A 23,362-nucleotide genomic window follows, 5' to 3' on the forward strand; every position below is an offset into this window, starting at 1 on the left:
CTGGATTGGATGACATTTTGGAGATGATAAATTGAGCCTAAGAACACTTGACGATTTCGACTTTACTGGGAAAAACGTATTGATCCGTGTGGATGTGAACGTGCCAACCGATAATGGTCGTGTCACCGACCTGACCCGTTTGGATCGTATCGTTCCCACCGTTTTAGAAGTGTTGAAAAAAGGCGGCAAACCAATCCTGTTGTCTCATTTTGGCCGCCCGACGCGCGGGTTTGATCTGAACCTATCAACGCAACAAACGGTGAATGCATTATCCCAAGTGTTAAAACACCGCGTGCATTTTGCGACCTCTTGCATTGGGGAAACCGCGCAAAAGGCGGTTGAAACTTTGCCCGCGGGCGATGTTCTTTTGTTGGAAAACACACGTTTTCATGCGGGTGAGAAAAACAATGATCCTGAATTTGCCGCCGAGCTGGCAAAACTGGGTGATTATTTTGTGTCTGATACGTTTTCCACCGCGCACCGCGCCCACGCATCCGTGGTTGGGGTTGCTGAATTGCTGCCCAGTTGTGCGGGGCGCTTGATGGAAGAAGAAATCAAACAGCTTGAAGCCGCATTATCAAAACCAGAACGCCCTGTTTTGGCCGTGGTCGGTGGCGCCAAGGTTTCATCGAAACTGGAATTATTGACCAATCTGATTACACCAATGGACACCATCGTCATTGGCGGCGGCATGGCCAATACATTCTTGGCCGCCCAAGGTTACAATGTGGGGCAATCGCTGTGCGAACATGATCTGTTGGATACCGCGCGCGAAATTTTGAAAAATGCCAAGGATGCAAATTGCGAAATTGTCCTGCCCGTCGATATCGTGACATCACATGAATTCAAGGCTTATTCAGATAATGAAACGCTTGCCGCGGATGCTTGTCCTGCCGACAGTATGATTTTGGATGCAGGCCCCAAAACCGTTGAATTGATCAAATCACATTTGGATAAATCCAAAACCGTGATTTGGAACGGACCATTGGGTGCGTTTGAAATTCATCCCTACAACGCCGCAACAGACGCCGCCGCAACCCATGTTGCCGCCCTGACCAAGGCGGGCAAGCTGTTATCCGTCGCAGGTGGTGGTGACACTGTCGCCGCATTAAACAGCAGCAACGCGGGCAAAGACTTCACCTATATTTCCACCGCTGGTGGCGCGTTTTTAGAATGGCTAGAGGGTAAAACATTGCCCGGCGTTGCCGTTTTGCAAAATTAATTATCAAAGAATTTAAGGGGATCACCACATGAGCAAATCAGCACAAGCCAAACAAATGGAAACAGGTGCGGGATTTATCGCAGCACTGGATCAAAGCGGTGGTTCAACGCCAAAGGCGCTCGCCCTTTATGGCATTGGTGAAGATGGCTATGCCAATGACGCTGAAATGTACGATCTGATCCACGCGATGCGCGCACGTATCGCCACCGCCACTGCGTTTACAGGGGACAAGGTGATTGGTGCAATCCTGTTTGAAATGACAATGGATCGCGAAATCGACGGCATGCCAACGGCGCAATATATTTGGGAAAAACGTGGTGTGGTGCCATTTTTAAAGGTCGACAAAGGGCTAGAGGCCGACACAGATGGCGTTCAGTTAATGAAACCCATTGATGGTCTGTCCGATACGCTCGCGCGTGCGAACAAGGCTGGAATTTTTGGCACGAAAATGCGTTCCGTTATCAGCGCGGCACATCCCGACGCAATTGATGCTATTGTGTCTCAGCAATTTGACATCGGCAAAGAAATCATCGCCGCAGGATTGATGCCAATCCTTGAACCTGAAATCACAATTTCCATTGATGATAAATCCCAAGCCGAAGATATGCTGCGCGACAGCATTGCAAAACATCTGGCCGATCTTCCCAAAAATCAGAAAATCATGCTAAAACTCACTCTGCCAGAAACGCCAAATCAGTATAAATCCCTGATCGATCACCCACAGGTGATGCGCGTTGTTGCCCTATCTGGTGGATATAGCCGCGAACAGGCCAATGCGAAACTTGCACAAAACGCCGGAATGATTGCCAGTTTTTCACGCGCATTAAGCGAAGGATTGAGCGCAGATCAATCTGATGAAGACTTTAACGCGACGATTGCGGCCACGATTGATGAAATCACAGCGGCATCAAACGCAGGCTAACCATCCGAAATACCTTGTTTTATTGGGGTTTGCATCGGCGAGCCCCATTTTTTTCGAATCAGACGCATTTTTGGGATTCACATTGCGAATCACTTGCCCTATGATTCGGGTATAACCAGCACAAAGACTGGCGTTGAGGCAAAGAATGAAGGTAATACGAAATTCACGTATTGGACTAGGGGCGGCGATCTTTTTCGCCGCCATTCTTTCGTTGTCTGCATATTTTGTTTTTGCCGCAATCCAAGGTGATTTTGGTCACTTCCAACGTGTTCAGATCGAGGCAGAAGAACAATTGTTAACACAACAATTGGCTGAACTGCGCAAGCAACGCGAAGGTATCGCCAATAAAACGCACCGTATGTCGGATGATTATCTGGATTTGGATTTGCTGGATGAACAGGCGCGAAAATTGCTTGGCATGGCGCGCCCTGACGAAGTAATCATTCGTTAATCATCCCAAATATCATTTGTTTTCAATGATATAACCTAACGTCAAAAATGACGTGCGTTTTCCGATTGCTTCGCATATAATATAGTTTAACGTTAAACTATATTCCTTGGGGTATTCTATGGCTGCAAAAAAACCCACGTCTGGTGCCAATGTTTCTGGCGACGAGCTTTTACATTATTACCGTGAAATGTTGATGATCCGCCGTTTCGAAGAAAAAGCAGGTCAACTATATGGTATGGGTCAAATCGGCGGGTTCTGCCATTTGTATATCGGCCAAGAAGCTGTTGTTGTTGGCATCGAAGCCGCCGCCAAAGAAGGCGATAGCCGCCTTACCTCTTATCGTGATCACGGTCATATGTTGGCCTGTGGCATGGATCCCAAAGGTGTCATGGCCGAACTAACCGGCCGCGAAGATGGCTATTCCAAGGGTAAAGGCGGCTCAATGCACATGTTTAGTGCCGAGAAAAAATTCTATGGTGGGCACGGCATTGTGGCCGCACAAGTCCCAATCGGTGCAGGTCTTGCATTTGCCAATAAATACAAGGGCGAAGACACCGTTTCATTCACCTATTTTGGTGATGGCGCTGCCAACCAAGGCCAAGTTTACGAAAGCTTCAACATGGCCGCGCTGTGGAAATTGCCTGTGATTTTCGTGGTGGAAAACAACCAATACGCCATGGGGACAAGCCAAAAACGTTCCGCATCTACCCCCGATTTTTACACACGGGGCGAAGCATTCGGCATTCCAGGTGCTGCGGTTGATGGCATGAATGTTTTGGCCGTCAAAGCCGCCGCAGAAGAGGCCGTCGCCCATTGTCGCGCAGGCAAAGGCCCCTATGTGATGGAGGTGAAAACCTATCGCTATCGCGGGCATTCGATGTCTGACCCGGCCAAATATCGTTCACGCGAAGAGGTGCAAAAGGTCAAGCAAAACCAAGACCCAATCGATATGGTAAAAGAAATGATCGCACAGGGAAAACACGCCAGTGCAGATGATTTGAAAGCAATCGACAAAGAAATCAAAAAAGTTGTGCAAGAGGCCGCGGATTTCGCAGTCGAAAGCCCAGAGCCATCCGTGGATGAGCTTTACACTGACATTTACGCGTAAGGGAAAAATATCATGGCAATTCAAATCCTTATGCCTGCATTGTCGCCGACAATGGAAGAAGGCACATTGGCAAAATGGACTGTGAAAGAAGGCGACACAGTTGAAAGCGGCCAGATCATGGCCGAAATCGAAACAGACAAGGCGACGATGGAATTCGAGGCAGTCGACGAAGGTGTGATTGGTAAATTGCTCGTCGCCGAAGGCACCGCCAATGTCAAAGTGAATACCCCCATCGCCGTTCTGTTAGAAGAAGGCGAAGATGCATCCGCCGCAGACAGCGCAGAACCTGCCAAATCTGATGATACGTCAAGCGATACTTCAAACGATAACGCCAGCGACGATGCACCAAAAGCTGTTGCAAAACCCGCCGCTCAAGAAATCGCAATGGAAGAGGTGCCAGAGGGCACGACATACACATCAACAACCGTGCGCCAAGCATTGCGCGATGCAATGGCCGAAGAAATGCGCGCCGACGAAACCGTATTTTTGATGGGCGAAGAAGTTGCCGAATATCAAGGTGCATACAAGGTTTCGCAAGGATTGCTTGATGAATTTGGTGAAAAGCGCGTGATTGACACGCCGATCACCGAACATGGCTTTGCTGGTTTGGGTGTGGGTGCGGCCTTTGGCGGGCTGAAACCCATCGTTGAATTTATGACATTCAACTTTGCGATGCAGGCGATTGACCACATCATCAACTCTGCCGCCAAAACACTTTATATGTCTGGTGGTCAAATGGGTGCACCGATGGTGTTTCGCGGACCAAACGGTGCCGCCGCACGTGTGGGCGCACAACACAGCCATGATTACGCCGCGTGGTACGCTCAAATTCCAGGGCTCAAGGTTGTGATGCCCTACTCCGCCGCAGATGCCAAAGGTTTGTTAAAATCTGCAATCCGCGATCCAAACCCTGTGATCTTTTTGGAAAATGAAATTCTATATGGTCAATCTTTTGATGTGCCTGATCTGGATGATTTCACGGTACCAATCGGCAAGGCACGCATCTGGCGCGAAGGTGAAGATGTAACTTTGGTTAGCTTTGGCATCGGCATGAAATACGCATTAGAAGCAGCCGATAAATTGGCCGAAGAAGGCATCAGCGCCGAAGTGATCGATCTGCGTTCGTTGCGGCCGATTGATTACGATACATTGCTCGACTCGGTCAAAAAAACCAACCGCTGTGTCACCATCGAAGAAGGTTTCCCAGTGGCATCCATTGGCAATCACTTGTCCGCTGTGATTATGGAACGTGCATTTGATTATCTTGATGCGCCTGTCATCAATTGCACAGGCAAGGATGTTCCGATGCCTTACGCTGCAAATCTTGAAAAACTGGCACTTGTCACCACCGCCGAGGTTATCGACGCGGTGAAACAAGTCACCTATCGTTAAGGGGAAAAGACATGGCAATTCAAATACTTATGCCCGCACTATCGCCAACGATGGAAGAGGGTACATTGGCAAAATGGCTGGTCAAAGAAGGGGACACCGTTGAAAGCGGTGACATCCTAGCCGAAATCGAAACAGACAAGGCAACGATGGAATTCGAAGCTGTCGATGAAGGTGTGATTGGCAAAATTTTGGTCGCCGAGGGTAGTGCAGGCGTAAAGGTTAACGATCCCATCGCCGTGTTGCTCGAAGACGGCGAAGATGCCTCTGCGGCGGACAATGCAAAGTCTGCCCCTGCCCCAAAAGCAGAGGAAAAACCCGCTGAAGAAAAACCTGATACCGCGAAAGAGGCCGCCGCACCCAAGAAAGCAGAGCCCGCAACACCTGCGCCAACAACAGACAAAGGCGATCGTGTTTTCGCAACACCACTGGCGCGGCGCATTGCGGCGGACAAAGGCATTGATCTGAAATCAATTAATGGTTCCGGCCCCAAGGGGCGCATCGTAAAGGCCAATGTCGAAAATGCCAAACCAGGTGCGGCCCCTGCCCCAGCCGCCTCTGCCAGCCTTGCGCAATCGCCAAGCGCGGATCAGGTAAAGGCAATGTATCAAGATCGCGAATTCGAAGAAGTCGCACTTGATGGCATGCGCAAAACCATCGCTGCACGCCTAACAGAGGCGAAACAAACCGTCCCGCATTTTTATCTGCGCCGTGGCATCAAGTTGGACAAACTTTTATCAACGCGTGCTGAAATTAACGCAGGGCTTGCCGAAAGTGGCGTGAAACTGTCGGTAAATGATTTCATCATCAAAGCCTGCGCGAAAGCCTTGCAAGATGTGCCAGACGCCAATGTGGTTTGGGCCGATGATCGAATCTTGAAATTGGATGCTTCAGACGTGGCCGTGGCCGTGGCGATCGAGGGTGGTCTTTTCACCCCCGTTATTCGCGACAGCGACACCAAAACCCTATCGACCATTTCCGCCGAAATGAAAGATTTGGCGGGCCGCGCGCGTGACCGCAAATTGGCACCCCATGAATATCAAGGCGGAAGCTTTGCTATTTCCAACCTTGGCATGATGGGTATCGAAAACTTTGACGCGGTGATTAACCCGCCACACGGGTCAATCTTGGCCGTGGGCGCTGGCATGAAAAAACCAGTTGTTGGCGACGATGGATCTGTTTCTGTTGCCACTGTAATGTCTGTTACACTTTCCGTCGATCACCGTGCCATTGATGGTGCGCTGGGGGCCACATTCCTCGATGCAATTGTGCGTTATTTGGAAAACCCGCTGACAATTTTTGCTTAAAAAATACCAAAACCAATTCCAAGCCTCGCATTTTTGCGGGGCTTTTTTATTGCCGCAAAATCGCAAGATACTTGATTAATAATCAATAACTTGCAAACCTATCCCAAGCATTAGCAAAAGGTTTCATGGATTGTCACAGTTTGAGCAAGGCGTTGTTTTAGGTGCGAGTATCCTCAGCCTTGTTTGGCTCGCGACACGAATTTTGGATTATTGGCTCAAGGCACGAAGCCGCCGCGCCGCAAATAAAAATTTCATTCGATTGCTCTTTGCCGAAATTGATTTCAACGCCAAGGATTTGTTGTTTTTCATCGAATCCTCGCGCAATTTAGATGCCTTGAAACAGGCGTTATTGAATGATGATAATCTTGTGCCACATATCACCGATGCGCATCACGATATCATCTTTAAACAAAATATTGATAAGCTTCCCGCGATCACGGATGATCTGATTGCGAAAATCGTACTGTTTTATGGATTGCTCGACAAAATCAGTGGCCAAGTGGCCGGATTGAACATGCCCAGCTTCAAAACCGTTTCCCCAGATGGGCAGTTCAAAGCAATACAGCATATTTTCGTCAATGCACGCGAAGCAGAGGACGTTGGTAAACAAATTTTAAAAGAATTTTCGCAGCGATATAAATCGCTGCAATTACACAGACAGTTTCGCAGCCACCGTTCTTCGGTGCGCTACTAAAAAACGATGGGTTCAGGGCCGCACATATCGTATCTCTCTTGTTTCATAACTATAATATAGGCCAAATTCGCGAATTTTCAAGATTTATTCAATCTCATCACAGCCTGTGAAATAGTGATCCATGCTTTGTGATGGCTGATCACAGCCTGCTTCGCCAACAACTTTGGCAGGAACACCTGCAACTGTTTTACAGGCGGGAACTTCCTTTAAAACAACGGAACCCGCTGCGATTTTGCTGCAATGTCCAATGGTGATATTGCCCAAAACTTTGGCCCCTGCACCAATCAAAACGCCGTCTTCGATTGTTGGATGACGCACACCATCAGCCTTGCCCGTACCGCCAAGCGTCACAGAATGTAACATGGATACATTGTCACCAACCACGGCCGTTTCACCAATGACTACGGAATGGGCATGGTCAATCATGATCCCCTGCCCGATTTTTGCACCTGGATGGATATCCACGCCATAAACTTCGGATGCGCGCATTTGGAAAAAATATGCCATTTCATTGCGCCCATGTTGCCAGAGCCAATGTGCAATACGATAGGACTGTACAGCTTGATAGCCTTTGAAAAACAACAATGGCTGAATGAATGTATGGCACGCAGGATCACGATCAAACACAGCCACAATATCCGCACGCGCCGCACGCGCGATGGACTTATCGCTTGCCAATGCTTCATCCGCAATTTCACGCAAAATCTGCGCTGGCATTTCGTCAGATGACAGTTTTAATGCAATGCGATAGCTCAGCGCCTTTGAAAAACGCGCATGGTGCAAAACTGATGAATGGACCAATCCGCCCAAAATCGGTTCTTTGGCGATCAATTCGCCTGCTTCGCCAACAATGCGTTCCCAAACAGGATCAACCTGCGTGATGTTTTTCTTTGCGACTTCTGCCATAACATGTCCTTTGCTTTCACGTCTTTATACAACATTGCCCCAAAGGATTACAATATCATGTCAATCACAGGTTTTTGTGCAGTTTTCGTGCCTGATGTGCCCGCATTTTGTCCTGCATTTTAGCAAGAACCATCAAAAAACACTGTCCGAACTCAATATCGGACATGTTGCGTTGTGGTTTCATTTCAAACAAACAAGCGGCCCCGCGCAATGTGCCATCACCAAAAAGCAGATTTTTGCGGCCAAGTCTGCGGCGCAACTTATCCCCAAGATGCGCGATTTCGAACAACGTTGTGATCATTTGATCGCGCTGTTCTGTGGGCACGCATAATAAAACACGTGCCGCGGCCACGATGTCGCTGTGAATAATGCGGCGCATTAGACGGCATCGGGTGGCACTGGTATCATTGCGTGCACCGCAAATCTAATTTCGCCCGAAACAAACGCCCCCGTTTCAGGTTCAATCAATAACGGCGTATCGGCATAATATGCCTGTGGCTGCCCTGTAAGCCCAATGGCGTATGAATTTAACGCCAATCCATATTGAGATCCATACCGCCCTGATGCCCCCGCAACACCCATGCTCCAACTGCTGGCACCATCGGTTATAATGGGTGTGATAACACGTGCTGTCACCGCGCTTATCACGCTGTGACTTGGGATGATATCGGCGGTGGTATTGTCCGCCCCTGCAGTGATCGTATGATCAATGTGGAAAACCGCTGGCGTAAATGCAGCACCATTAATCACTTGATATGGCTGCTCTGCACGCCACTGATTCCCAAGATAGGTATGATAACAACTGCTATCTTCGACCCAGGCCCGCCAGCCAGATTTGGGTAACACATTCACCCATCCACCGTTTGCATATATCGCAATTGTCCCATCCATTCCTGACCATTCCGCGATACCACCAACGGGCACGGCAAATGCATCACCTTGGGTTGGCGTTGCAGGTGGGGAATTGGTGTTTACGGATCGCAAACGCAACTGTGCCAAGGCATCAATCCGCGCCAAGGCTTCGTTCACGGTCACATGTTTTTGCGCCTGTGACGACTGGATCAAAGGTAAATTAAATTGAGAAGTTTCAGACATTTACGGTCATCCTTGTTTGTGGGCCTGGCCCATAGGTTTCTGAAATTTGGCAAACGGAAAATTCGATTTCACCTGTAACACCATCATTTGCCTGCGCGTTGGCGGTGTAATTCCAACCGCTGTTTGTGACGATTTCGCTGCGTAAAACTGTGCCTGCACCAATAATCTGCACCTGATATTCTTCGCGAATTTCACCAAGTGGAACGTCAACTGATTGCCAATTGTCCCCACCAATGCGCGTGCGCCGCACCCAATGAAAGTTTTTGTCGCCATTGGCCAAATTTTCACATTGCAAATGCACAGGCGCATATGGGCGCAACCCGTTCAATTTTGGTGTAAACACGGATTGTTCATAAGCGTCATCGGTATGAAGTTTACTCGCAGGCCCAATGCGCAAGTTCACATCTAAACCGCTCAGGTTATGTGGAATTTGCACCTGTGAAACGCCTGTGTTCAAAAACACGATATCCGCTCCGGTGGGCCATTCTTCAGGGATCAAATGTTCCGTACCCAATTGCCCCCGCAAAAAACCACTTAAAACATAGCTGCCATCGGGTTGCAGATCCGCTATCTGAAATTGCACGATTTCCCAATCCGCACTGGCGCTGTCTTTGATTGCAAACGCGTTTTTGCCATTTAAAACAGATAGCTCACTGGCTGATTGTAAATCATTTTGTGAAACATCAATGTGCAAAACCGTGCGTGACCAAAGGCTTGGAATTGCCGCGGCAAAGGGTTCTTTGGTTTTGCCAAAAACAGCCGCGCTTAACAACTTATTGGTTTGCTCAAACCCGTCATTTTCCGCAGAAATATACACATCCGCTTGACCCCAAGGATTTGCCGTTGCCCCAACATAGGGTAGCAACGGATTGTCATCAGACGATAAATTTGGAATATCCAACACCTTTGCGTAAATTGGTAAATTTGGCGCAATATCGCGGGGTGGCGATATGGCTTGTTGCGGTTCCAACGTTGAATTTCGCGCAGGTTCGATGCGCACGGCGTTCACAATCCGCGCACCTTGTTCTTCGATTTGATCAATCCGATACAACGCAGATTTATCATCACCGTTAATTTCAATGACATCCCCACCCGTTAATCCCAGTTGCGACATTGGCAGAGCAAAACTCATTTGATCTTTGCTGATCTGTGATGTTTTCATCCATTTACGTAGCAATGATTTTGCATGGTTTTTGCGCATTGTCAGTGGCAATTCATGGCGTGAAATTTGGGTTTTATCACCGTCTGGCAATGCCACTTCCACTTCGCCCGATTGATAATGATCTTCGGGGTTATAAAACGCCAAACGCATCCGCCCTGCCAATGTTTCATCCGCTGCACGGGTTTTGGAAAATTGTTCCTGTCCTTCGATATCCAGCGCCATATGTTGATCTGTGATATTTGTTTTTGGGTGCGATGACAGATGCTCAAACACAATCTTGCCGTTAACTTCGCTTGCGCCAAATTCAAACGCTTGCATCAAGGGTTGCAAGGATTCACGTGCGGTTTGTCCCTGCTCGATGGCATAGCCAATGACGTTCCCAAACAGCTTTGAAACATCATAATCACGAAAACCCGCGTTTTCGCAGATTTCACGCACTACATCCGCCAAATCTTGGCCAAACAGCCGCCCCGAAACCCAATGACCGAACATGTAATTTCCACCATCCGACCATACATCACCACGCGCAGGAAATTCGGGCCACGGGCGTGCATCCCACGCCCAGACATGCGCGTGATCCATATCAATCATATGGCCGTGATAGCTGTCTGAAATCGGATTGTTCTTGGGATTGCGCCAATAATCATGCGTTGCCTTTAAATATGCGCGCTGAATCAATTCATCGCTATCACCGTTTGAAAAATACGGCTTGGCGGATTCAGATGATTTTGGATCAACAAAAACATTTGGTTGATTACATCCCTTATCAATCGCAGGGCATCCATATTCCGTAAACCAAATTGGTTTTGACGCAGGAACCCACGCGGTTTCCTGTGCCGCGCGGATGTCCCCGATACGATTGTAATGTTTGCGTGACCACCAGCTTTGCATGTCTTTGTATCGAAAAACCCAAGGCTGCGCATATGCACCATCACTGATGGGTGTGCGCGTTTGCGTTTCTCGATCAAGCGGCGTTGCATAATACCAATCATACCCTTCGCCACCCTCGATATTTGATTGTAAATAGTCTTGGTCATAAGCGGAATTCGCCCCTGCATCCAAGTGATCCGACCCATCACGCCAATCAGACAGCGGCATGTAATTATCAATGCCGATAAAATCGATATCCGCACTGGCCCAAAGCGGATCCAAATGGAAAAACACATCACCGCTCCCGTCTTGGGGGTGATATCCAAAATATTCCGACCAATCCGCGGCGTAACTAATTTTTGTCTCTGGACCCAAAATCGCCCGCACATCCTGTGCAAGTTCAATCAGTTGATCAACCGCGGGGAATGTGTTCCCTGCACCGCGCAATTGTGTCAGTGCGCGCATTTCGGAACCAATGCAAAACGCATCCACACCGCCCGCTGCGGCGCATAAACTTGCATAATGCAAAATAAATCGACGATACGACCATTCCGCAGGCCCCGAATAAATGACATTACCCGCTGAAATGGTGAAATCTGAAACCTGCACAGTGCCAAAAAAAACCGCCACTTCATTTGTGGCGGTTTCTGTTTGATCGGGGCTGTTGTCGCGGCGTGGCGCGGTGCTGCTTGTTATGCGCCCACGCCATGGCATAATCGGTTGCCCGACATCATCATCCCACGGGTTTGGCAATGTATTTCCATCCAAAATATCCATCAGGATAAACGGGTAAAACATCACCTCTTGGTCCATGTTACGCAGATGCTCAATCGCTTGCATGACGGATTCATCAGATGGGGTGCCACCAAAAATACTGCGCCCATCCACTTTGGGGATCACGCTTGCGTCGGCGCGTGATAGTCCACCAGCGCGCCATTTTTGCGGCTTACCATCAACCTCGTTTTGTTCAACCATCGGGCGGATATCACAGTGGTTACAACGCAAATCATTGCCAAACCAGCTCACAACCAATGACACCGATTTGCAATTGGGGGCATCCGCAACCAGATCATCAACCGCATGGATGAAATCCGCACCCCCACGCGCAGTATTCACATTTGCCCCACTATGATCGCCAAATTCACCGGGGAAATGCACCTGTTCTGTGGCCAAGGCATATTCGCCGGTTCCTGGTATTAAACACACGCCATTCACCGTGTGTGCGGCACCGTGCGATGTTTCCCCGCTAATCTGTGCATTGCGAAACACTTCGAAGTTAAGCTGAGGTATGCGATTGCCATATGTCCCAAGTGGCAAGTTTTCAAACACGACATAGGCCGTGCCGCGAAACGCTGGCGTTTGGTCGATACCCTCCACCGCCGCGATCACTGGGTCGGGCAATTGATCACTCGTCCCGCTGTAAAGCGTCATTTGAATATCTTGGCGGGAAATTTCCTGACCATCGGCCCAAATGCGTCCGATCTTGGAAACAACCCCTTCGCCAAGCGCCATCGCGAAACTCACGCTGTAGCTATATGAATCAACCTTGGCACCACCGGTACCTTTGCCTGCTGATTGGGTTTCTTTGTGTTCCATAAAATTGCTGGACCATATCATTTGCCCAGCAATGCGCGAACGCCCCATGATACGGGGAATAATGGCCCCTTCGGTGGTGCTCTGGACGCGAAATTTATCAACGCGTCCATGTTCAACCACTGGTGCACCTTGACCAAACACAGCTTGGTCAATCACACCACCGATGGATGCCCCGATTGCCTGACCAATGGCCGCTGCACCCACACCTAAAAATGTACCACCAACGGCACCACCAACGGCGGCACCAGCAGCGGCAAGAACAATCGTTGCCATTGGTTATCTCCTGTTTGGAAAACGAAATTGCGCCACACAGCGGCGCAACCATGCATTTGTCAGTGGCGTTTCCACCACGCCCCGCCCGCTATAGGCGTGAACAAGCGTGGCAAAGCCAGCGTCTGATTGCGCCACAATGCCCAAATGTTTCGCGACTGATTTTGGTTGCATCCGAAACAACATCACCCCGCCCAGATGCAAGGTTTTGCGATCATCCACATGATGCAAATGGCGCAATGCGGCCTGCCACAATTGTTCAACATCACCAGTTTCAGACCAATCAGGTGTATATGCTGGCGGGCATTCAGGCTCTGCCCCCAATACATCGCGCCACACTCCACGCACCAATCCCAAACAATCTGCACCATGTGCGATTGTGCTGGATTGATGGCGATATGGTGTGCCAATCCATTGTCGCGCCGATGCCACGATTAACCGACCTTCATCAGAAATAATCATGCGTTAAATCCATCTGATGTGAACAAATCCACAATGCGGCTATCGCCTGAATTGTCGTTGTCACGCACGGGATAGGCAACGGCCCAATCTTCGCCGGGGATGAATGGGAAACCCTGAAAATTCACAAAGTTATTGAATTTAGCACGACATGTATTGGCGGATTTATCGCACCCTGCGATCAAACGAATTTTATCGCCGTCTTGGATGGGAAATGCGCTGGATACATCCAGTTCAATCACACGTTCCGAATGAACACGGCCGTCATATTGGATCAAACCAATCATGCCCGCGTTTTCCCCCGTCAGCCATTCATATTTGCCATAGGTAAACCAACCTTCTTGAAAATCGGTCAGCCCACGAAAAAATAAAGTGGCGTTTTGCTCTGATCGTTTCACGGGCACATCTGCGAAAAAACCATCTTCAAGCGGGTTAAAACCACACCCTGCATCACCCAAATTTGCCCCGCATTGGCGCAAATATGCACGCCCGATGGGTACGTTTAATGCTTCTGATAATCCGCGCAGCTCTGCGTTAAACGCACTTGGCCCACGGCGAATTTCGCCCAGATACCCGCGAAAAATCAAACATCGTTGTGATACATTTTGCCAGTTGACCAACCAATGGAACACCTCCGCATGATCATACCGCCCCGCATCGATATCCTTCGCGCTGATATGATCAGAGCTCAGCGCACCAACACCTTCGGCATTATCCACCGATAAACCTGATGCGGATTGCAGTGCACTGGCGTTCATTCCTGATGATGCCTCAAACACAACACCGTCGAATTCCAGTTCACTATCATGATCCGAAAACCCCAAAACCTGCCCATCGCTACGTTGGATTTTCCAGCATCGACAGATGGTCGTTGCCCCCGTATCCAGATGGGATTGCAATGCTTCGCTGACATGTCGCATTATACGCGCACCTCCACCACGGGAACATTAGGAACTTCGCCTGATTGAAAACCAGCCACGGTCATTTCCAATCGATCGGTGTCAAATCGCACAGGCACATCAAATTCAAACCCAGCAGTCACCAATGCCCCTTCCGAAGGAGGATTATGAAAATGGATTTTGCCACTGTTCACATCGATGTTGAAATCATCACCTTCAAAAATTTCCACATCATCAACGGCCAACAAAACAGTGCCCGAAACAGGTTTGGAAATTTCGCGGCAATAATCATGCGCACCACTGCGATAGGTTTTGCACAATTGCCAAATATCGCGCAGGCCATCACCAATTCCCAATTCCTGATCGGTTGGCGTGATCACATTTGACGGTGCCGCGCTTTTGTAATCGGACCAATCTTTCCAGCGAAACCCGAATAACCGCCCTTGGCGTGCCTCGAAAAATGCAATGACATTTTGCATATCATCAAGGCTTCGCATGGCGACCCCTGCATCATATCGACGGCGCGAATGTTTCCAGGGGGAATTGCGTTCCTCAAAACCACTGGCAATGGTCACAATTTCGGTACGCCGTTCTGGCCCCCCGATGGACCCAAGCGATAGCTTGGCGGGAAATCGTTCTTCGTGAAAATTCATTGGTTTGCTCCCTTAAAAATTACGGCGGCCGCGCTGAACTGCGCGGTTTAAACCTGCTGCGACCTGTGTTTGTGATCGACGGAAACTTTCAACATCGGGGCTGGTGATATTCATGTTCACCGTGACAGAACCCCCACCATTGGTGCGCACACCCAATGCACCATCCGCACCGCGTGACAGGGGCATAATCGCCTCTGGCCCTGCTTCGCCCATTAACCCTGTGCCACCACGCATCGGGAATGTAGTTGGCGCTGTTACCACTCCACCTTTGGCAAATGGCATCACGCGCCCTTGCGAAAATGCGCCACCTTTTTCAAATGCCAAGCCACCAGAAAACAATCCGGTTAAACCAGCGGTCAACGCACCCCCCAATGCATCCGTCAGGGGCGCAATCGATGAATTGAACGTGGATTCAATCATCGACATGGCGACATTGCGCAAAACATCGGATAATTTAGCGCCCTCAAAAACCAGATCGCTAAACGCGGATTTCAATCCCGAGCTTAGGTTTTTATTCAGATGTCCCGCCTGTTGCCCTGCGGCGCTGATGCTGGTTTCCATACCAGCCAATTCCGCCTGAAACGCCGCGGACACTTTGGTTGTGGCGCTAATCGCGCCTTCCAGTTGATCCAATTGCGTATCCAGGTCTTGGATATCAGATATGTAATCTGCCATGATCGTCCTTTCGATTAACTGTCAGGAAATTGAGCCATCAACGCGTTTAACCCCGTGCGGCCAAGCACACGCGTATCACCGCGCGAAACACCGGCAATGATGGTCAATTCATATGGTGTAAGTGCCCAAAATTCCGTTGGGTTCAGACGCAGCTGATGCAGCCCAAGCGCCATCAACGCCGCCCAATCAAGCCCGCGCTGTTCATTCATTCCACCGGCCCAAATGACAGCTTTAACAAACGTCCTGCGGCCTTGGCGGCGGCCATGGGGCCACCATCGATATTGGCTGACAACAGATCAGATTGCGCACCATCCCAACCAGCACCCGCTAGGCCGGCATATAACAGGCGCACAATATCATCGGTGCGAAAATGGCCCTGTTCAAACCGCTCGATCAGGGCCAACAAACTATCCTCGCCCAAATCATGTTCCAAACTAGCCAAGGCGCCAAGCGTAAGGCGCATAGGGCGCGTTTCACCGTTTAATGTGATCGCCACCTCGCCACGATGGGGATTCATCATAATGCCGCTGCGAATTGGATCGCACCCGCAGATGCCAGCGATAATTCATATGTCGCCTCGCCCTCGTATTGGCCTGCATATTCGATGGATGCGATTTGAAATGCGCCCTCTACGGTGCCAAAATCGGGGATGACGACCTGAAACATCGGGATATCACCATCGAAAAAAATCTGGCGGGCGCGTTCATCTGTGTTTTCATCACGAAACACCCCTGATCCGCTGATTGCCGCGGATCGCACACCGCCACCCGCCAGCAATTCACGCCAGCCCCCTTCGGATTCGATGCTGGTCACATCCACCGTTTGTGCATTGAAACTAATGCGCGATGCACGCAGCCCTGCCAGCGTTTCAAACGCACCAGAGCCATCCATATCGACCTTGATCAACAGGTCTTTGCCATTTTGAGCAGTCATAATAATTCCTTTCAGGATTGCATTTGGGCCGTGCCCAGTTGTGAAATTAGGGGATCAAAAACCAATTTGCGGCGCGGCGGATAAAGGCAAAATCATAATCTTGCCCCGTCTGCATCTGTGTTGCTGGCAACGGATTGCCATCTGCCCCGCGATAGCTACTGCCCCAGTTAAGGTTCACATCCGCACTGGCGCTGATGCGCAATTCCAGCTGTGATCCATTTGATGATCGGGTCAAATTGGTGTCGGTGACATAATAATTCACACCCACATCAAAAATATGCACCGCACCATATATGTCGGGGCATTGGATCGGGCGAAACCCATATGGGATTGCGTTGTGTTCGGTTAAACTACCGCTGTAACTGCGCCGCTCGATGATCTTGGGGCCCAATAAATTGCGCCGCGTATTGAAAATATTTAGCGTCTGCCCGCTGGCAACTTGGTTCACTTGTGTTGCGGTGTCATTCACCGTTTGCACCACCGCACCAATGCTATTGCCAAAATAAAGCGTCTTTTGGTTATGCACGATATCCGCGCCCTCGCGGCTTGGATTTGCTAATGTGCGAATACGCAGATGTTTCCCCTGATCGGACACACCACATTGGGTGGTTGTCGTCGTGGCAATCACCCCATTATCGGGCATGATCGCAGTGCCAATCACCAAGGCATCGCCCGCATAATGCAACCCCGCCATGCCGTTATCCTGGCATTGCAACAGGTGGATATAACTGGGGTTTTCGCAAGTCCAAACCACGCCTTCACCACCGTTATTTTCGGCCTTGATAAAGCCAGCATTCACCTGACCATAAGCGCCAATAACCACACCGCGACCAGTGTTGTGATGACAATGGATATCGGCGTTGAATTGGCTGGTTCCCACCCGCGTTCCATCAATCCCATCGCGCCCAGAATGGGCAATTTCAACTTTCCCCAGCAAGGTCACGTTATTGTCCGCACCCAAAAAGGCCATGCCATCTTGGGCTGCGTTCAAAATCGCGATATTCTCAAGAACAACGCCAGATACACCATTGAAATCTATGCCATTTATGTCATTGACGCCTTGGCCTGTTTTATTTGCATCAATCACCAAATTGCGAAGCGTGACATTCACATCCCCTGCAATTGTATCAAACGACACCGCCGCCACATCGGCCCCAGCAATCAATTGCAATTGCGTGCCAGTATCCGCACCCACAATGGATTTACCTGCATGTGTATCGCTGATCGCCAAACCCGCAATTGGATATTCACCATGCAACGCCACGCGCGCGCCGACAGCGGATTGATCCAACGCGCGTTGAATGGATGTGGCACCCCCGCCCCACCATTCAGGATGCACGACATCACCATCAACCAGATCCACAACTCCGCCCGATTGCAGATCGAAAATCTGTTCCAACCCCGCTTGAGGCAAAGGCAGTGACAAAACCGCGGCGTTTGTCACCAAAACCCAACCACCGATGAAATGCATCTGTGCCGAAATGCTGGTGTTTGCATCAATCAGATACCCACCTGATTGCAGCAATATGTGATCGCTGACCGCATCCGCCGCGATCAACGCAGATACCGCACTGGTCTGTCCATCGCCAATCGCACCAAACTGTTCCAACGTCACAGGACCATTAAAAATGGCCCGCGCTTGTAAATTCACACCCGTTAAATCAATGAAACTGCCACCATCATCAACGCCGGTGTTCGCTGCCACGATTTCATATCGCGCAGCCCCCGCATCACCGGCTGTGTGATAACCTTTGGTCATCACCACATCGCCAATGGCGATATCACTGGCAACACGCAAATCCACAAGGGTTTCAAATACGCCCGCGGCATCACCCGCCGTGCCAATCGCGGCCAGTTGCGCATCACTGACATAATTGCGATCAACGCTTGGCTCGATATGGGATGTATCCAGCAAAACCGCACCCGTTTGCGCATTCACACTGGAAACAAAGCCACCTCCGCCCCCGCTGGAACCAAAGGTGATATATGTTGGTTTTTTATATAATCCAAAGGGCATAAAAGGCTCCAATCTTGGTTAAACTGCGTCGATATAGGCGCGAAATGTCAGATCAATTTGGCGACGATTGGCAATATTGCCCCGCGTTGCGCGCACAGATCGCAACGATAAATCCACCAAAATTCCGTGGCTTAAATTGAGAGGGGTCGTTTGCAACACCTTCGCAATCTCGCTTGCGGCATGCTTGGCATTCGTAAATCCAGACTCGGTCGCAATCACCAACACGCGAAATTCGTGAATGGCGGCGGATGATGTTTTGCTAGATCGATCCAACACGCGCTCATCGCCGATCAATGCGTATATTTGTGGCAAATCACCCGTTGGTGGCGCATCAAAAATTTGGCCCGATAATTGCGCTGTCAACGCGGCATCATTCATCAACGCATCATAAATCGCGGTCTGTAACGCAACAGAAGCAGCGTAATTCATGTCAAACCCTCCTCACGCGCAACACAAGTTAAAAACCGCCCGAACGCATCGGCCTCTGCCACGGTTTCGATGATGAAAATGCGCGTTCCCTCCACGAAACGTTGTTCGGGTTTGGGACGCTGATCATCGCCAATGGGCGCATTTCGCACGGTAATCTCGTGGCGCAGGGTGGATAGTGTTCCACCCGCGTGCGCACGTTCGGACACGCCCTTGGCGCTGACATGCGCCCATAACGCACCAAGCGCCTGCCAGGTTTGCGTGAAACCACCAGCGCCATCACCAATGCGCACTGGCGTTTCCAACACCAATTTTCGGGTCAATTGCGCGGCATCCATCATCACACCCCCTGTCCCAAACGCATGGGTCGGTGGCGTTCAATCAACGCCATCACCGCCATCGGGAATGTGGTGTTGGCATCAAACGTGCCGTTACGGTTTTCGTAAAAATGCGCGGCCAACAACAACACCGCATGATGCAGATCACTTGGCACATTTTCCCATGTCGGGCCAAACCCCGCGCCAAACACGATCTCAATCGTGTTGCCCGCGCCAATCTGGGGAAAATTCCCCGTGGGTGACACAACGCTCGGGCTTTGATCATCTGGTTCGAATTTGAACAAATCACCGTTCAAAACTGTGGCATTGCCATTCTTATCGATGCTCGAAATCGCAAAATTTCTGAAACGGGTCGGATGGGCAATGGTTGGCGATCAGAACTGCGCCATTTGGTCAAAGACCAGCTAAATCGGCGCGGGATCAGGATCAGCCCAACGCGCCCTTCAATCGTTGCAATCGCTGTGCGCAGGTATAATTCCAACAGGTTATCTTGCAGATCATCCTGCGCAAATCCTGTGCCCAATCGCAAATGGTCTTTGAATGCTTGGATCGGCAAAGCGTCCGCGCCAATACTGGTCAATTCGGTCAGTATCATGGATGTCTCCTGAATTATAAATCGGCATTGCACGCATTGCTCGGACGGAGGGGAGCAGCTAGACAATGCGCACAATGCCAAGGGCACCGCGCGGGATTGCGCGGCACCTTTCAGGGTGGCGAACCACCCTAAACCGTTAATTTATTTGAATAATGTCGCGCCTTAGGATGCAGCGAATTTCAAAAGCTTGATCGCTGCGAAATCCGAAACATCGCCACCAACACGTTTTGTTGCATAAAACAGAACGTTTGGTTTTGCGCTAAACGGGTCGCGCAAAATGCGCAAATCTGGGCGTTCGGCAATGGTGTAGCCAGCGTTGAAATCGCCAAATGCAATGGCGGTGGCATCCGATGCGATGTCTGGCATGTCTTCTGCGATCAACACAGGATACCCCATAAGACGCGCTGGTTCACCCGCGGCCAGCCCATCGGACCAAAGGAAACGACCATCCGCATCTTTCATCTTGCGCACCGCACCCGCAGTTTTGGAATTCATCACAAATGATGCGTTCGCACGGTATCGCGCACCCAGTGAATAAACCAAATCAACAATCGCATCCGCAGGTTCCGTATTGGAAAAATCACCATCCTGCCCCGTGGCGACATAGCCCAGATTGCCCCATGTCCACGCACCATTCGCAACCGATGAATATGTCAAAAACCCAGTTGGTTTATCAACACCATCACCTGAAATAAACGCGCCACCCTCGGCACGGGCAAACTTGTCGGCGATACGCCCGGCGAGCCAACCTTCCACATCAAATGCGCTGTCATCCAACAGGCGTTGCGATGCTTTTGGTAGGGCGGATAATTCATGCAATGGGATTGAAATGCGTTCCACCTGTGGGGTGCCTGTTTCCACCGAACCATCGGTTTCTGTGGCCCAGCCGGCACCAATATCCGTTGTATCAACCAACACATCGAATGCGGTGCTTTCCACGGCAACAACATTGGCAATGGATCGAATGGATGATGCATTGCGCAACACTGATGAAATCGTATCAGATGTTTGTGGATCAACCAAATAGCCACCATCGGCGGCCACCGCCGTTGACATTGCCTTTTCTTCCATTGGCAATCCACGCATCATTTCATCATCCCCAGATCGCAGATATGCTGCGAATGCTTTCTTGTGGGGGACATCCAATTCCGCCGTCGCAGAAAGGTTTGGGCGAGCAGCATTTGCAGATTTGCGTTCCATCATATTCATGCGTTTTTCCTGTAGTTCAATTTGGGATTTCAATTCAGTATTCGTTTTCGTCACATCGGTAAGAAATGCGGCCAATGCGGCCTTAACCTCCAAACCATCGCTTTGCTGGCCTGACAGGGATTTTGTCTGTTGAGTGCTCATCAGTTTTCCTTTTGGGGTTGGCGCTGGCACTCAGGCCAGCAGGGTTTCGCGGGCCGCAGCAATTGCCGAGACCAGCTCATTGGCGAGTGTTGCATCGGATGCACCCACACGCGCCTCGGGGAGCATTGGAAATGTCACCAATGAAACCTCCCAAAGATCTAATTCATTTAAAATGCGCCCACCTTTGGCGTCTTTTTGGGCCTGTTTGGTACGATACCCGATGGATAACCCATCAATTGCGCCCGCCTGTACCAGCGACAATGCCTCTGCACCCGCCTGCACATTTTCCAAAACATGGCCTTTGACGAATAATCCGTGATCATCCTCAAAAATTTCGTCCCACACTCCGATGGGTTTTGTGGGATCATGCTGCCACAACATTTTCACGCTGCGCCCCGCATCGCGCAATGCTTGCAAACTCGCGGCATATGCACCTTTTTGCACCACATCGCCGCCCTGATCCGCCGCCCCAAAAACAGAGGCATAGCCGCTGATTTCGCTGCCGGTTTTCAACCCCGTATTGGTGTCAAATGATTGGAATTTGGTTTCTAAGCCATTGGATAAATACATCTATTTCCCTACCTATGAATTTGAAATTTCAAGCAAAGTCGCAATGCCGCGTGTCAACACCACCGCCAGCACGCCATAAACCGCGAGCCATAATCGGCGTTCCAACCGCTCTAGGCTTGCCTCGATCATGCCAAGGCGACGCTCCAGCGCCAGCCAGCGTTCGTTCAAAACCGCCTCTTGTGCATCTATGCGTGCGTTGGCCGCATCAAATGGTTCATAAAGAAAGCGCGAACCACCGCTTTGCTCGCGGCTCATGCGCCCACCTGATTGGACAGACCAAGCAAGCTGCGTTTTTCAGCGTCGGTTAAAAAATCCGCCTCTGAAATCCGTTTCCAACGCGCATCACGCTCGGTGGCGAGCGCTGGGATCGCATCCAGATCAGCGCTGATCGTCAACGCCTCGCCGTGAAACGTCTGCAACCAATTGCCCAACGCACCGCTGATTTTGCCCAACAATGGCAACACGGTTAGGCGGTAAAACGCACGGTTTGCTTCGACGTAATTCGCATATGAATTATCCCCTGGCAGGCCAAGCAACATCGGCGGCACCCCAAAGGCGAGCGCAATTTCACGCGCTGCACTGTCCTTGGTTTTTTGAAATTCCATATCCGATGGGCTGAACCCCATTTGTTTCCAATCAAGCCCGCCTTCCAGTAACATAGGGCGTCCTGCATTGGCCGCACCTGCATGGTTTTGGGTGATTTCATCCATCAAACGCTGGTATTGATCATTGCCCAAACCGCCCATGCCATCGACACCTTTGTAAACAATCGCACCCGATGGGCGCGCGGCGTTATCCAGCAATGATTTGGACCATTTGCACGCGGCATTATGCACATCCAATGCCGATGCGGCGGCATGCATGGGTGACAATCCGTAATGATCATCCGTTGGGTGAAACGTCTTGATATGCAAAATCGGATCAGCGCCCGTGCGCATGTCAAAGCGATGTTTTTTCCCACCCACGGCATATTCATATGCACTCGGCCAGCCATCCGCACCGGGGATCACCCGCATGCGATCCGATCGCAAAACGTATAATTCCGCTGGAATATCCCCATCAATCAACCCGGCCCCCTCGACATAGGCATCACCTGTCAACAACAGTTGACCAACCAGATTTTCAAACAAATCGGCCTTGCCTTGGGTGGGGTTTGGGCGGCGCAACAAATCCAATATCGGATGGGTGTCGAACCGCGCATCGCCGCCTTGTAAGACCAAGGGAATAGCCGAAACCGCCTCTGACACCAATTTCACACAGCGAAACCCAACGGGATTTGCATTAAACCCGTTGCGCATCAAACTGGCCGTATCGCGCCCAGACCAGACCGCACGCCCTGCCCCGTGAAACGCCACCACGGGCGCGGCTGCGGATGCTTTGGTTTCGGGCACTGCATCACGCGCACCCTTCAAGAATTGCAAAACCATGTGGCATGCTCCTTTTGATTGTCAGAAT

Annotated in this window: 25 protein-coding genes and 1 pseudogene; 7 read left to right on the forward strand and 19 right to left on the reverse strand. The window is 50.4% G+C overall.

Going from position 1 to position 23,362, the window contains the following annotated elements:
* The first annotated feature begins 31 nt into the window (after window positions 1-31).
* From BFP76_RS11530 to BFP76_RS11560, 7 genes are all read left to right on the forward strand, one after another.
* Window positions 32-1,222, forward strand: a complete 1,191-nt coding sequence (locus BFP76_RS11530; RefSeq protein ID WP_099593751.1) for a phosphoglycerate kinase — start codon at window positions 32-34, stop codon at window positions 1,220-1,222.
* A 28-nt stretch (window positions 1,223-1,250) separates the two neighbouring features.
* Window positions 1,251-2,144: a fructose bisphosphate aldolase gene (locus BFP76_RS11535; protein ID WP_099593753.1), complete on the forward strand. Its 894-nt coding sequence runs from the start codon at window positions 1,251-1,253 to the stop codon at window positions 2,142-2,144.
* 145 nt (window positions 2,145-2,289) lie between these two features.
* Complete coding sequence (locus BFP76_RS11540) at window positions 2,290-2,595, forward strand: FtsB family cell division protein (protein WP_099593755.1); 306 nt, start codon at window positions 2,290-2,292, stop codon at window positions 2,593-2,595.
* Between the two features lie 118 nt (window positions 2,596-2,713).
* Window positions 2,714-3,703, forward strand: a complete 990-nt coding sequence (gene pdhA / locus BFP76_RS11545) for a pyruvate dehydrogenase (acetyl-transferring) E1 component subunit alpha (RefSeq protein WP_099593757.1) — start codon at window positions 2,714-2,716, stop codon at window positions 3,701-3,703.
* A 12-nt stretch (window positions 3,704-3,715) separates the two neighbouring features.
* A complete protein-coding gene (locus tag BFP76_RS11550) occupies window positions 3,716-5,095 on the forward strand; it encodes a pyruvate dehydrogenase complex E1 component subunit beta (RefSeq protein ID WP_099593759.1) in 1,380 nt (459 codons plus the stop codon).
* A gap of 11 nt (window positions 5,096-5,106) precedes the next feature.
* Window positions 5,107-6,399, forward strand: coding sequence for a pyruvate dehydrogenase complex dihydrolipoamide acetyltransferase (locus tag BFP76_RS11555; RefSeq protein ID WP_099593760.1), 1,293 nt, complete (start codon window positions 5,107-5,109; stop codon window positions 6,397-6,399).
* A gap of 130 nt (window positions 6,400-6,529) precedes the next feature.
* Window positions 6,530-7,093, forward strand: a complete 564-nt coding sequence (locus BFP76_RS11560; RefSeq protein WP_099593762.1) for a hypothetical protein — start codon at window positions 6,530-6,532, stop codon at window positions 7,091-7,093.
* Between the two features lie 84 nt (window positions 7,094-7,177).
* Here BFP76_RS11560 and cysE read toward each other — a convergent pair whose 3' ends face one another.
* The 19 genes and pseudogenes from cysE to BFP76_RS11660 all read right to left on the reverse strand — a co-directional run bounded on the left by cysE (window position 7,178) and on the right by BFP76_RS11660 (window position 23,334).
* Window positions 7,178-7,999, reverse strand: a complete 822-nt coding sequence (gene cysE, locus BFP76_RS11565; RefSeq protein WP_099593764.1) for a serine O-acetyltransferase — start codon at window positions 7,997-7,999, stop codon at window positions 7,178-7,180.
* Window positions 8,000-8,063: 64 nt separating this feature from the next.
* Complete coding sequence (locus tag BFP76_RS11570) at window positions 8,064-8,378, reverse strand: DUF7742 family protein (protein WP_099593766.1); 315 nt, start codon at window positions 8,376-8,378, stop codon at window positions 8,064-8,066.
* Complete coding sequence (locus BFP76_RS11575; RefSeq protein WP_099593768.1) at window positions 8,378-9,094, reverse strand: DUF2793 domain-containing protein; 717 nt, start codon at window positions 9,092-9,094, stop codon at window positions 8,378-8,380. Before BFP76_RS11575 ends, BFP76_RS11570 begins: the two co-directional genes overlap by 1 nt.
* Window positions 9,087-12,995, reverse strand: coding sequence for a baseplate multidomain protein megatron (locus BFP76_RS11580; RefSeq protein WP_099593769.1), 3,909 nt, complete (start codon window positions 12,993-12,995; stop codon window positions 9,087-9,089). The genes BFP76_RS11575 and BFP76_RS11580 overlap by 8 nt, the downstream gene beginning before the upstream one ends.
* Before the next feature lie 3 nt (window positions 12,996-12,998).
* Entirely contained in the window at window positions 12,999-13,454 is a 456-nt protein-coding gene (locus tag BFP76_RS11585) for a C40 family peptidase (protein ID WP_099593771.1), read from the reverse strand.
* A complete protein-coding gene (locus BFP76_RS11590; RefSeq protein ID WP_099593773.1) occupies window positions 13,451-14,371 on the reverse strand; it encodes a DUF2163 domain-containing protein in 921 nt (306 codons plus the stop codon). The genes BFP76_RS11585 and BFP76_RS11590 overlap by 4 nt, the downstream gene beginning before the upstream one ends.
* On the reverse strand, window positions 14,371-15,003 hold the full coding sequence (locus BFP76_RS11595) for a DUF2460 domain-containing protein (protein WP_099593775.1): 633 nt from the start codon (window positions 15,001-15,003) through the stop codon (window positions 14,371-14,373). The genes BFP76_RS11590 and BFP76_RS11595 overlap by 1 nt, the downstream gene beginning before the upstream one ends.
* A 12-nt stretch (window positions 15,004-15,015) precedes the next feature.
* Window positions 15,016-15,678, reverse strand: a complete 663-nt coding sequence (locus tag BFP76_RS11600; RefSeq protein WP_099593777.1) for a phage tail tape measure protein — start codon at window positions 15,676-15,678, stop codon at window positions 15,016-15,018.
* 14 nt (window positions 15,679-15,692) lie between these two features.
* Complete coding sequence (locus BFP76_RS11605) at window positions 15,693-15,887, reverse strand: rcc01693 family protein (protein ID WP_099593779.1); 195 nt, start codon at window positions 15,885-15,887, stop codon at window positions 15,693-15,695.
* Window positions 15,884-16,198 carry a gene transfer agent family protein gene (locus BFP76_RS11610; RefSeq protein WP_099593780.1) on the reverse strand — a complete coding sequence of 105 codons (315 nt, stop codon included), beginning with the start codon at window positions 16,196-16,198 and terminating at the stop codon, window positions 15,884-15,886. Before BFP76_RS11610 ends, BFP76_RS11605 begins: the two co-directional genes overlap by 4 nt.
* Window positions 16,195-16,611, reverse strand: a complete 417-nt coding sequence (locus tag BFP76_RS11615; protein ID WP_099593782.1) for a phage major tail protein, TP901-1 family — start codon at window positions 16,609-16,611, stop codon at window positions 16,195-16,197. Before BFP76_RS11615 ends, BFP76_RS11610 begins: the two co-directional genes overlap by 4 nt.
* A 46-nt stretch (window positions 16,612-16,657) precedes the next feature.
* Window positions 16,658-18,628 (reverse strand): right-handed parallel beta-helix repeat-containing protein, encoded by a 1,971-nt coding sequence (locus BFP76_RS11620; protein WP_099593784.1) that lies wholly within the window; start codon window positions 18,626-18,628, stop codon window positions 16,658-16,660.
* A gap of 18 nt (window positions 18,629-18,646) precedes the next feature.
* Window positions 18,647-19,057, reverse strand: a complete 411-nt coding sequence (locus tag BFP76_RS11625) for a DUF3168 domain-containing protein (protein ID WP_099593786.1) — start codon at window positions 19,055-19,057, stop codon at window positions 18,647-18,649.
* Window positions 19,054-19,395, reverse strand: a complete 342-nt coding sequence (locus BFP76_RS11630; RefSeq protein ID WP_338064510.1) for a head-tail adaptor protein — start codon at window positions 19,393-19,395, stop codon at window positions 19,054-19,056. The genes BFP76_RS11625 and BFP76_RS11630 overlap by 4 nt, the downstream gene beginning before the upstream one ends.
* A pseudogene (locus tag BFP76_RS14740) lies at window positions 19,395-19,987 on the reverse strand (head-tail connector protein). Before BFP76_RS14740 ends, BFP76_RS11630 begins: the two are co-directional and overlap by 1 nt.
* Window positions 19,988-20,149: 162 nt before the next feature.
* A complete protein-coding gene (locus BFP76_RS11645) occupies window positions 20,150-21,337 on the reverse strand; it encodes a phage major capsid protein (RefSeq protein ID WP_099593792.1) in 1,188 nt (395 codons plus the stop codon).
* A 30-nt stretch (window positions 21,338-21,367) separates the two neighbouring features.
* Complete coding sequence (locus tag BFP76_RS11650; protein WP_099593794.1) at window positions 21,368-21,907, reverse strand: HK97 family phage prohead protease; 540 nt, start codon at window positions 21,905-21,907, stop codon at window positions 21,368-21,370.
* A gap of 12 nt (window positions 21,908-21,919) precedes the next feature.
* Window positions 21,920-22,162, reverse strand: coding sequence for a GTA head formation protein, RCAP_rcc01685 family (locus BFP76_RS11655; protein WP_099593796.1), 243 nt, complete (start codon window positions 22,160-22,162; stop codon window positions 21,920-21,922).
* On the reverse strand, window positions 22,159-23,334 hold the full coding sequence (locus BFP76_RS11660; RefSeq protein ID WP_099593798.1) for a phage portal protein: 1,176 nt from the start codon (window positions 23,332-23,334) through the stop codon (window positions 22,159-22,161). The genes BFP76_RS11655 and BFP76_RS11660 overlap by 4 nt, the downstream gene beginning before the upstream one ends.
* Window positions 23,335-23,362: the final 28 nt, after the last annotated feature.

Origin of the sequence: Paramylibacter kogurei (genome assembly GCF_002742285.1) — a bacterium.
Classification (GTDB): domain Bacteria; phylum Pseudomonadota; class Alphaproteobacteria; order Rhodobacterales; family Rhodobacteraceae; genus Amylibacter; species Amylibacter kogurei.